This window comes from Endozoicomonas sp. ALC020 (genome assembly GCF_049275935.1).
Taxonomy (GTDB): Bacteria; Pseudomonadota; Gammaproteobacteria; order Pseudomonadales; family Endozoicomonadaceae; genus Endozoicomonas_A.
Map to the genome: position 1 here is coordinate 6,832,349 of NZ_CP184830.1, position 12,532 is coordinate 6,844,880.

The following is a 12,532-nucleotide window of genomic DNA, read 5'->3' on the forward strand; positions in this document are numbered from 1 at the left end:
GATTAGAAACCGTTTCTCCACTTGAGGTAAAAATCACTTTTCACGGTAAACAGTACTCAGCTCTGAGGTAGTAGAATGACAAAAGCTCGCCCCAATACGTTAAGCCTTGCTCTGACTTTTGCAATCAGTTCTTCCATCATTGCTCCACAGGCACTGGCCGATCGCAAGCTGCAGACAAAGTCCGTCGATATTATAAATAATGGACATGTGAAGTTTACCCACAGTGAGGTCATGGTTCGGCCAACCCTGGATCAGGACCAGCAGCCAATACCCAAATCCTATACAACCACCTATCGTGACAAGACTGATTACAGGGCAATCTATGCCTTTCCTTCTAAAGGCTTCACAGAAGTTCTTGCTGATGTTGATGGCTGCGTTTCCAGTGTTGATCTGTTTGAAACAGGCGAAAATGGCGTTGCTCAAAAATACACCAAAGTCCTGAAAGTGGGGAATGAGGCAGCCTTCAGGTTCACCCATAATCTTAAAGAAAAGAATCTGGTCATTGAAGTCAGAAGTGGAATGACCGATCAGTATTCAGTTGAGGCTGTTCGTTACCAATTAGTTAACAGCGAATTAGAACCGTTAACGAAAATCGCCAGCCCCGGACAACTGGCTAATTTGCTTAAAGCTGTCAATTATGTGGCAGGAAACCTCGGCGCAAATCATCACTATGTTCCCCTTGCCACCCTTCAAGTAGAAGAAGTTGAAGTGAATGGGCGTACTTTCATGCGTCTTCTCGCTGCTGGCGATCAGCCTCCTGACCGACAACGTCTGGGACAATCACTCTTTGTCAATGATGATGTTCTCCTGGCAGCAGCCGCATCTGCCTATATCCAGGTTCACGTGCTGGAAGAGGACTTACAACAAAAGGCCCTTAATGAACTTCTGGCACACAGCAAACCCGTCGGCTACGTTGTCAACGTCGAGGATGACACACAGGTTTATCCTGTGCCTGCGGGTTATCCAAAGCTGGAAGTGACAGAAGCTACGGGGGAGGTGATTGTTTTTCATGGTCAGAGGCTGAACCCCCATGATATCGCTTTTGTAGAAAACCTCTATGACCTCTGGAAAAAAGCTGAAGTTAATCCCCCCTCCCCCGGAGTGGTAACAAAGGTTAAAAAATATAAGGTCAAAAGCTACCAGTACGTCATTCGAAGCATGCAGATGACAGTGCTGGAGAGGTTTGTTGCGAGACATGGTGCTACCGCTAACAAAGAGCAACCGAAGACACTTGCAGACGAAGATCAACGGATGATACATGCACTTACATACTATGAATCTCTCCAGCAGGCATTAGCCAGTGCTACTCCCTATGGCATTTATGGAAACGATGAATTTGAGCTTACACTGGAACACATCAGAGTGGTTTTGACAGCCATCACACCGACCTGGCTGCAGATTCAACTCACAAAACATTTCAGCTTCAGACCCCAGCTGAGAGATCTCCTGACTAAACAGCGTTTTGTTCAGAGCATGCTGAACCTTATAACCGGTGTCTCCGAACCACTGACCGATATTTTTCGCGACGACCCGTTTGTTTCCAAAGTCCTGAGCGATATGGCCAGACAACTGATTGAGAGGGAACTCATGCTGGAAGATCATCTGGCAACAGAAGCCGAACTCGCCCGGGTTGTAAGCCTGCTAAGGCTGGTATCAGAAGAAGTCACTATCAGTGAAAGGGAGAAACAGAGAGCAATCTATCTCCATCGGCAACTTGAGAATAAGCTTTTACATTTTCATGCCGAGCAGGAAGAACTGGAAAACCTGCTTCGGAAACTTCAACACGAAGTCAGACGAATCCCGCACCTGGAACGACATGCCCGTGATGTCAGAGCAGAAGCCAACAAGGCTTACAAAGCTCAACTGGCAGAAAAACTTGGTATTGATAACTGGGATGATACCCGACCAGCAAAAGAACAAGCCAGACTCATCTCAATAAAACTGGATGAAATCAACCAGGTGATGGCCGCAACAGAACAGTTTGACGAAGAAGCAGCAAAAGTAAAACTGGCAGCGATGGAAGGCCCGCTCGATATCATTCCGATCAATGAAAACGATCTGAGTGCACGCTTTCAGTCCATTCAACATTGTATGCAACAAAATGCAGCAGCCACCAATGTCGAGGCCCGCCACAAGCTGGCTATCGTTGAAAGTCAGCTCGGTCTGGTGCGCGTCAGTGAAGCTAGACCGGAAGCTCGTCACCAGGCCATTCTGAAGCACCTTAATCAGCAGGGAACTCTATTCCGACAGCATCTTCAGAAGACCAGTACAGAGGCTGGAAAAAGAGCTGCAATGAAAGCCCATTATGCCGCCATTGCCGTACATTTAAATATTAAGGATTTTGATAGCAATGCAGATATTGCCGTTCAACAAAAACGCCTGGTTCGGAGAATTCAGTCACTGAACACTGAACTAGGGAAGATTAACAGACTGAATCTTCGGCAGGCAGACCTGCCTGACAGACTTGATAATCAGGACAATTCACCAGACGAACACCAGGAATATATCTTTCAGAGTATCCGGGCACTGCCTGCTCAAAGGGGCATAGAAGACATTGACGCCAATCTCATTGGAGATTATGTGACAGACTTTTATGACCCTATGGAAGAAGGCAGCACAATAGAACAACGCAACACACAGATAGAAGCAACACGTAACAGGTTATTCAGTCTCGCAGATTTGGAAACAGAACTGGAAGACATCAGAACACCAGGGCACCCCATAGCCATGCCTGAAGTGCTCAGGAAACTCACTGATCTGGAAAACGCCCTGGCGATGAATATTCAGGGTAGTGAGGACGATATGTATTATCGTCGTGACGCTATTGCCAGGGAAATTCGGTCATACATTGAACAAGTCAGACAGCAGGTAGAAGAAGAGGCGCTGGACGTACTGGAAACCCTGGAAGAAATACTCAAGATCGATGCCATTGACGATGATGACAACCAGGAAAGACTCGGCAGGATTCTTACCAGACTTGAGGACGAAGATATCACCGAAAAAATGCTGGATGACATAGACTCCCCTTACTGGAAAGGTGACATTTCACCTGCTTACGAACAAAGAGAAACAAGACCCGGGAGGCTTCAGAGATGTCTTAACTTTTTTTTCGAAGATGCGTATGAACGAGCCATAAGACAACAGACTTCTATGCTAAAAACTATAGAGGACAAGCTAAACATCGACATTAGCGAAAACTCTGCCGCTCAAAAAAGAGGTCAGGTTTTCACTGTCAAACTGGCCAAAGATCTGGATATAGCATTTGACATGGATGTCAACCTGTCTGACCGAAAGTATACCCTGAGAACCAAAATTCAGGAATTAATCGCAAAATCAAACGCACTTTACGACGATGAAGCCGCCAGAAGAGTCTGGAACAATGAAATAGCTTTTCGACTCAACATTGAGGACTATAAAGATGATGCCACCCTCGAAGACCAGAACAGTCTGATTGAAACAAAACTCCAGCGGCTGGACGAAGAAGTTGTCAATGTCGGCCTGCCTGACGTCAATGAGCGTATCGCCGCCATTGATCATGAACTTGACAGGCAAATGGCTCGTCTGGGAGCTAAGCCACGATTCGTTCTTGATCGTGATGCAGCCAGGGCCAGACGGGCACTGAAAGAGGCTGAAAGTGAGCTGACAAATGTTCATCGCAAACTGAACAGGCTGCGTGGCAAACGCGTGGTATTTGCAGGGAGCCGTGCTGAGCTGCAACCTATCCCTGATGAAGACAACACGATTGTCAATCAGGCAATGAAAAAACTTCAGACCGACCTGGGTCTGACTGCAAATGACGCACAAGTTCCCGAAGAGCGGATGGAGGACGTCAAACATTACCTGCGGGAATACAGCGAAGAAAAACGAGATGAAATCCTTGAGCAACTGAAAACCCTGACCAATGCCAATATCCTGACAGATGGAGATGACCTCAGTTTACTGGCAGAAGCTGATTACTCTGCTGTCGTTGCAGACAATAAACATACTGGTAGTCTGGACAATAACGATGAACTGTATGAAGCATTGGGTGAACTGCCTTTAACCCGGGACAAGTACGCTCAGATTTTGCAATTTCTTCGTATTCACGACAGAGAAAGCATGAAGGTGAGCAATGCACGGCTTGACGAGAGGAATACACAACAAAGGCTGGACCTTAAAAAGGAGGAGCTTAACACCGATGAGTCCGCTGAAACCCTCCATAAGAACGAAATAGCCCTGCTGAATTTAGCCCTGGAGCAGAAAAGTAAAGCGTTATCAAAAGCAGAAGAAGACCTGATAGATTTTCATAAAGCGTTTCTTGACCCTTTAGAAAAAGCAGTGGGTCTTAAACCAGACCCCACTGACACCAGTGAACACCGGGTTAATGCCCTGAGAAGCAAACTGGTACAGCTGGGCGGACATGACGGTAACGGCGGCAAGATCCGGCAACTGACTCAGGAACAGGTCCGTCTGGAAGATAAGATTGAAGCCAGGAAAGCAGACATTGAGAGAATAAAGGAAGTCCTGAAGGCGGCAGAGAAAACCGTCGAAAATGATGGTAGCCCCTTCCAGTACTCGCCAAAGCAGGCAAAAGTTCTGAATTCTATCCACAGATTTTCGCAGCAGCATCCTCTCAAAAAACAAGCTCTGGAAGCCGCCATTGGCCTGACAAAAGCAGCAAAAGAAAACGGTAAGGCAACACCATCTCTTGCGACTTTCGATTTTGACAATGAATTTGCACCAGTTCGCTTGCAGGCGCTGGCCGGAGACAAACTGACGTTTATACAGGCCAGCCGGATTGTGGAAGTTTTCAGGAGCCTGAAGACGACCTTTCCGGAATCCTCTCCCGAGCCTGAAGAAGGTCAACCCCTGAATGCCTTCGAAGAAGTCCGGATTCTGACGCACCAGGCATTGTCTGAGATAGAAAATGGGGCACAAGAATACGACGACGAAATTCGCGGCTTGGGCTTGGCAGGTATTCACTATGTCGAGCGGGACCTGAAAGACTTTTCGGAATACTTATCTGTCCATTCTGCCAGTGGTAACAAAATCATAGCTTTGCTGCGTGAGGGTCTGATCAGCAAGATTGAACTTGAGAACCACATTAAGGCTGTCAGAGGTGTTGAAGGTTATCAGACAGTGAATGAATTTGAACACTTCCTTGGCTACAAACACGGCGTCAACCTGCCTCGCTTCAGAGCCATTGTCCAGGTGCTCTCCGGTGTAGGGGTTGATGAATTCATGCAGAGTGCCTTTACTCCTGTGACCGTGACTGCTTCTGATCCGGCGGGTATAAAAGAGTCTGTTGCTGGCATGAAAGACTACGCTGCTGCGGTCATCGCCAACTATGTTCTCGACGATATTGCCTTTGAAAACGGCCACAAAATGGCAGCCTTCCTGAGCAAAGTTCAGGATACCCTGACACCTTATGCTCATGCTGTCGGCCTGGCTGAATCAGACCTGGTCAAAGCTATCGATAGCACCTTGATGCAGGCCCATGCCGCAGCAGTTGAGCACCAACTGAATGATTACTGGGTCAAACCTTCAGCTTTTCTGGTACAGGCTGTCACCTGGTACTTCTCCAGCTACACCCCCCTGCTGGCGACCCACACCACCTGGCAGGCTGTCGAGCTATCCCTCTCGAACGTTTCATTTCTCTATCTTCTGGATCTGACCAACAGGGGTGATTACCTGCACCGGATGCTCACACCTTTCCAGCACTGGCTGGAAGGCTATGGTATTGATCTTAACCGAACCAGCCAATACGCAAACCACATTGGCATTGAACGAGTCTCTGAAGTGGGCGGGCTGGCCATGCCATTGGGTAAAGCCGCTTCCTCAGTCATTCTGCTGAGAACCGGCTCCATGTTGTTTGCCAGACAGTACAACGCTAACCCGCATATGTACCACTGTATTCTCCGTCTGGTGCCCGAAATAGTGAAGTCCATGGCTTCCGGTCAAGGGGTTCAGGTAACACTGTTGCACCGGGTAACACCACAAAAAGTGAAAACGCTGACTTCTGCCACAGCTGCTCTCGCTCTGGGCCCGATTGCCACTGTTGGAGCATACGCCCAGGGTCTGGTATCCGGATTTAGCTATGCTCAAACCTTCGGCTTCGCTCTGGCGTCGAGTCTTACTTACGACTTCTTTATGAACGACAACAAGATGCTCACTCAATGGCTGGGTGGGCCTCTGGGCCGAACTCTTGACAAGATCAGTCGCTGGGCAGGCCTGGGTGAAACGGACGATGAATATGTGAAACGTGCGTCTGTTGCTACACCTCAACGCTTCAATGAAACCGACGCAGAGTATGCAGGCCGCGTTGAAGCAAGTGACATGATGCATGGCTGGACCCGGCACGAAAATTATCTGCAGTTCCGTGAACGCCGGGATCGCACCACGAAACTGTTTGAGAATGGCTGGGAAAAATACTTCAGGGAAAATGTGCCTAAATGGTCATTTTCCCACGCAGAAAGTATTCCATACTCCTACACTCTGAGTGCCTTCTGCGACTGGCGATGAGAAAGTTCATTTCCACCTGCAACCTCAGCAGACTACCTTAATTAAGTACTTAAAAGCTGATTCCTCTGTGTGTGTGACAATCACTTTTCACGTTAATAAAAGTACTCAGCTCTATGGTTGTAGAATGACAAATGCTCACCTCAATGCGTTAGGCCTTGCTGTAGCCGTTGTAATCAGCTCTTCGATCATTGCTGCAGACGCAGTGGCTGGTCGCAGACTGCAGACAAAATCTGTCGATATTTCGGACAATGGACATGTGGAGTTTACCCAGAGTGAGGTCATGGTTGGACCCACTTTAGGTCATAACCGGCAGCCAATACCCAAATCCTTCACAACCACCTACCCTGATCAGACTCAGGCCAGAGCGGGCTATGTCATTCCCTCTGAAGGCTTCACGGACGTTTTTCCTGGTATTGATGGTGGCGTTTCCAGCGTTGATCTGTTTGCAACAGGTGAGAATAACGTTGCTCAGAAGTACACCAAAGTCCTGAAGGTCTCTGATGAGGAAGTCTTCAGGATCACCCATACTCTTGCAGAAAAGAAACTGGTCATTGCAGTCAGAAAAGGAATGACCGATCAGGATTCAATTGCGGCGGTTCGTGCTCAACTGGGTGACAACCTGCAATTAGAACCCCTGACAAAAATCGCCAGTCCCGAACAACTGGCCGGAGTGCTCAGAGGTGCACATGAAAGAGCGGGAAACCTTGGCGAAGCTGATAACTATATTGACCTCGTCACTATTGAAGTAGGCGAAGTTGATGTGAGCGGGCGTTCCTTCATGCGCCTTATCGCCGGAGGCAATCAGCCTCCCAAACTGCAGCGTCTGGGCCAATCGCTCTTTGTCAATGATGAAGCGCTTTTAGCAGCTACCACCTCTGCTTATATCCAGGTCCATGTTCTGGGGAATGATTTACAACAGGATACTCTGGACGCTCTGTTGTCATACCAGAAACCCGTAGGCTATGTCGTACATGCCGAGGATGAGACACAGGTTTATCCTGTGCCTGCTGGTTATCCAAAACTGGAAGTGACTGAGACTCCGGGAAAGATTATTGTTTTCCGAGGTCAGAAACAAAACCCGACCGATGTCGCTTTTGTGGAAGGTCTCTATGACATCTGGGATAAATATGACTGCAATGCCCCCACTCCTCAAACAACAGTACGGGTTAAAAAAGACAAGGCCAAAAGCTACCAGTACGTTATTCGAAGCAGGCAGATGGCAATGCTGGAGGAGTTCGCTGAACGGTACAATGCCGGACTTGACTCGGGTGAAGAATACGATGAGAAACTGGGGACGCTTGCATTCTTCGAATATCTTCAGCAGGCACTGACCAGTGCTACTTCAATTGGAGCAGATGAATTTGAATTAACAATGCCACACGTCGGATTCACCTCGCTGTACATCATGCCAACCTGGATGCATATTCAGTTCGCTAAACACTTCGGCTTCAAACCTGCGCTTAGAAATTTTCTGACCAGTCAGCATTTTGTTCAGGATACTCACGAAGTAATACCCGTTTTCAACAAAGCCAATAGCGATTATTTTTATAATGAGCCGTCCAGCGATTCTTTTGACAAAGGCGATAGATTTGCCTCCAGGCTCATTGGCGATTTTGCCGGGGAGCTGCTTGAGATGGAAAGCAAGCTGGAAAAGCTGAAGACAATAGAGGCCAGGATCGCAACAGAGGATTCTTTCATCGGAGCCACAAAATCTGTTCTGACAGCGGCTCTGGGTATTGAACTGAATGAAGATAACACACCAGAAGAACGCGTCGCCCTGGAGTCAACCTTACATTCCAGGCTCTTCAGACTTGCAGAGCTGGAGAAAGAGCTGGATGACATCAGAACACCAGGCCACCCCAAAGCCATGCCGGAGGTACTTGAGACACTGAGTGACGTGGAAAAAGCCCTTGAGATGAGTGATCTTGATGAAAACAACGATGTTTATATCCGTCGCCATGGGATTTCTGAAGACATGCATAGATTCATCAGTAACGCCAGACAGCGGTTAGAGGAATTTGCTCTGGACCTTCTGAAAGCCACAGCAGAAGTACTCAACATCAAAATCAGTGAAGAGGATGACAAAATAACAAGATTGACCAAGGTTCGTAGAATACTTGACGGCGATGACCTCTCCGATGACATCCTGGATGAGATAGATAATACCCTCTGGACCTATCAAAGCGAAGCTATGGACGAGAAGGACCTCAAATTCATAAAGCTTGTCGCACATCTTCGCTACAAATTTGGAAAATCGGGCCCGGGTGAGCGAGCCATAGAACAACCGGAACTGCTGGAAGCAATAGAAGAAATACTCAACATCAGGTTCAATGAAGAGAATGACCAGGCAGCAAGACTTACCTGGATTCTTGCAGCAATTGATGACGATAATATACCGGAATCCATTCTGGATCAGATACATCAAACCCTCTGGAAAGAAGCCAGGACAACTCTGGACGACAGGGGTCTCAAACTAAAGATGCTTCATGCGAGTCTTGCCTATAATGTTGAAGATTTGTACCTGGATGAACAAGCCAAAGAAAATCAGATAAATCTGCTCGACGCTATAGAGTTCGAGCTGGGTGTCTGTCCTCATGAAAACGTTGCCGCCAAAAAAAGAGGCCGGGCTTCCATTGCCAAACTGGCCAAAGATCTGAATATAGTATTTGAAGAGAATGATAACCTGTCAGATCAGAAGGAGGTTCTAAGAACCGAAATTCAGACATCCATGGATAAGCTACACAATGTTTTTGATGAAGGTATCAAAAGAGCCATAAACAATGAAATGGCTCATCAACTCGATATTAAGGATTATGAAGAAGACGCCACTATAGACGACCAGAACAATCTGATTGGAACAAAACTCCAACAGCTGGATAACGAAGTTTTCAATGCAGGCTGGCCTGACGTTGATGAGCGTATTGAAGCCATTGAAATTGAGCTTGACAAGCTAATGGCTCGTCTGGGCCCTGAACCCCGATACGTCCTTGATCGTAATCTTGCCTATGCCAGAAAGATATTAAAAGAAGCTGAAAGAATGCTGGCAGGTGTTCGCAGCAAACTGAGCGTTCTTTGCCGAAAAAAAATGGTAATTCTGGCTCATCCTGACGTCGGTACTGCTAGCGTGGATGAAGACGCAAAGCTTCTCATTCAGGCAATAAAAGAAATTCAGCTTGAATTAGGCCTGCCTGCAGATAGCGAGCAAACCATTCGAGAGCAAATAGACGACATTAAACGCATTCTGCGACGAGACAGTGCAAATAGACGAAAAGAAATCTTTGATAAACTGCATGCTGTCGTAAAAGCTCATAACATTCGGATTAAAAGTGACCTCGGTTTACTGGAAGAAGATGATTACTATATTGCTATTTCAGCCTATGCGGATACCCATGCCCTGGACAAAACCAATGAAGTTGAGGATGAACTGTCTGTAACCAGAAAAAAATACACTCAGATCACGGAATTCCTGCATGAGCACGACAGGAGAAGTATGGAATTCACCAATGCCCGGCTTGAACAGACGAATGCACAAGAGGATCTGGACCGAAAAAGACAAGAGATGATCAATGTTGGAGGCAGCGATCTGCCGGATTTAGTCCTTGAGCAGAAAAGTCAGGCTGTCTCAAAAGCAGAAAACGCTCTGAGGGATTATCATAGAGCGGCTCTTGACGCCGCTGAAGAAGCCGCAGGTCTCAAACCAGAGGCATCTGACAGCTATAAAGACCGGGTTAATGCCCTGAGAAAAAAACAGCTAAAACTGGGTGGTGATGATGGTAATGGCGGCAAGATCTGGCAACTGATTCAACAGGCCCGTCTGGAAGCTGAGATGGATGTCAGGGAAGCAGACATTAAGAAAATAAAGCAAGTCCTGAAGGCTGCAAGGGAAGCTGTCGAAAATGACGGTGGTCCATTCCAGTACACGCCGGAACAGGCAAAAGTTCGGGCCACTATGGATGCTTTCACAGAACAGCACTCTCTCAAACAACAGGCACTGGATGCTGCCCTGGGTCTGGCACAATTAGCATCAGAAAGCGGTAAGACAGTGCACTGGATTACGACTTTCGATTTTGACGATGAATTGGCCCCCATTTATTTGCGGGCGATGGTTGGAGACAACCTGACTTTTAATCAGGCCAGTCGGATTGTGGAAATCTTCACAAGGCTGAAGACGAGCTTCCCGGAACCCGTTCTCAAGGCTTCAGAAGATCAGCCTCTGAATGTCCTGGAAGAAGTCTACAGACTTGTGTCCAGGGCCAGAAATGAGATGGGAAGTGGGGCTCAACAATACGACGACGAAATTCATGGCATGGGCAAAAGAGCCATTCACTTTATCGAACATGAACCGGGTAGCCTGAAAAGCTTCCCGGAATACTTCGCTGCCCGTTCTGCCAGTGGTAACAAAATCACGGCTTTGCTTCGTGAAGGTCTGATCAGCAAGGACGAACTCGAGAACTACATAAAGGCCGTCAGAGGGGTCGACGATTACCATACAGTGGATGAATTTGAGCACTTACTTGGCTACAAACAGGGTATCAAGGTGCCTGAGTTCAGGAAGGTTGTCCAGTTACTGTCCGACAAGGGTGCTGAGGAATTCATACAATGTGCCTTTAATTCTGTAACCGTGACTGCCACCGGCCCGGCAGGTATGAAAGAGTCTGTTGCCGGCATGAAAGAGTATGCAGTTGCTATCATCGCCAACTATGTTCTTGACGATATTGCCTTTGAAAATGGCCGCAGGACAGCAGCGTTTCTGGCCAATATTCAAGATACCCTGACGCCTTATGCCGCTGCTGCTGGCCTGCACGAATCAGACCTGATCAAGGCTATCCATAACACATTAATACAGGCCCATACCGCAGCGGTTGAGCATCAGTTAAGTGATTACTGGTTCAAACCTTCAGCCTTTCTGGTACAGGCTGTGACCTGGTACTACTCCAGCTACAAACCTCTCCTGGTGACTCACACCCTCTCGCAGGCTGCCAGACTGTCCCTCTCAAACATGTCATTCCTCTATCTGCTGGACCTGACCAACAGGGGTGATTATCTGCACAGAATGCTCACACCTTTCCAGCACTGGCTGGAACGCTATAGTGTTGATCTTGACCGAACCGGACAATATGCCTACCACAGTGGCATTGAACGAATCTCCGAAGTGGGCGGACTGACCATGCCACTGGGTAAAGCCGCTTCCTCAGGCATTCTGTTGAAAACCGGCTCTATGCTGTTTGCCAGACAGCACTATGCCAATCCCCACAGGTATCGCAGTATTTCCCGTCTGGCGCCCGAAATAATGAAATCCATGGGTTCCGGACAAGGGGTTCAGGTACCACTGCTGAACCGGGTGACACCACAAAAAGTGAAAACCCTGGCTTCTGTTACAGCCGGTTTCGTACTGGGCCCTATTGCCACTGCCGGTGTATACGCCCACAGCCTTATATCCGGGTTTACCTATGCTCAGACGTTCGGATTTGCCCTGGCGTCGAGCCTCACTTTTGACTTCTTTATGAACGACAACAAGATGCTCACTCAATGGCTGGGTGGACCTCTGGGCCGAAGCCTTGACAGGATTAATCGCTGGATAGCCGTGGGTGAAACCCGGGATGCATATGTGCAACGTACGGCTATTGCTTCGCCTCAAGGCTTCAGTGAAACCGATGCAGCCTATGCAAACCGGGTTAAAGCAAGTGACAGGATGCATGGCTGGACCCGACACGAAAATTACCTGCAGTTCCGTGAACGCCGCGATCGCACCATGAAACTGTTTGAGAATGGCTGGGAGAAATACTTCAGGGAAAATGTGCCTAAATGGTCCTTCTCCCATGCAGAAAGCATTCCTTACTTCTACACTCTTGGAGCCTTCTACGAATGGCAAAAGGGCGATGATCAGAAAGTTCACGGTCATGATAAGAGAAATGCCCCTCAAGCAAACTTTCTACCTGCGGCCCCAGCAAACTAACTTAACCAAAAGCTGCATCCTCGCCTGTCGTTGCAATCACCTTTCACGGTAATAACGGTAACAACGGTAATAAAA

Annotated in this window: 2 protein-coding genes; both read left to right on the plus strand. The window is 47.8% G+C overall.

Translation table 11 applies throughout. The features are described from left to right. Positions 1-75 precede the first annotated feature (75 nt). Entirely contained in the window at positions 76-6,501 is a 6,426-nt protein-coding gene (locus ACOJUO_RS25180; RefSeq protein ID WP_422138547.1) for a hypothetical protein, read from the plus strand. Between the two features lie 124 nt (positions 6,502-6,625). Next, positions 6,626-12,457, plus strand: a complete 5,832-nt coding sequence (locus ACOJUO_RS25185; protein WP_422138548.1) for a hypothetical protein — start codon at positions 6,626-6,628, stop codon at positions 12,455-12,457. Positions 12,458-12,532 lie beyond the last annotated feature (75 nt).

Bases quoted from the DNA above. Each gene is read 5' to 3' on its own strand.
- ACOJUO_RS25180 (WP_422138547.1), top strand. From the start codon at position 76: ATGACAAAAGCTCGCCCCAATACGTTAAGCCTTGCTCTGACTTTTGCA.
- ACOJUO_RS25185 (WP_422138548.1), top strand. From the start codon at position 6,626: ATGACAAATGCTCACCTCAATGCGTTAGGCCTTGCTGTAGCCGTTGTA.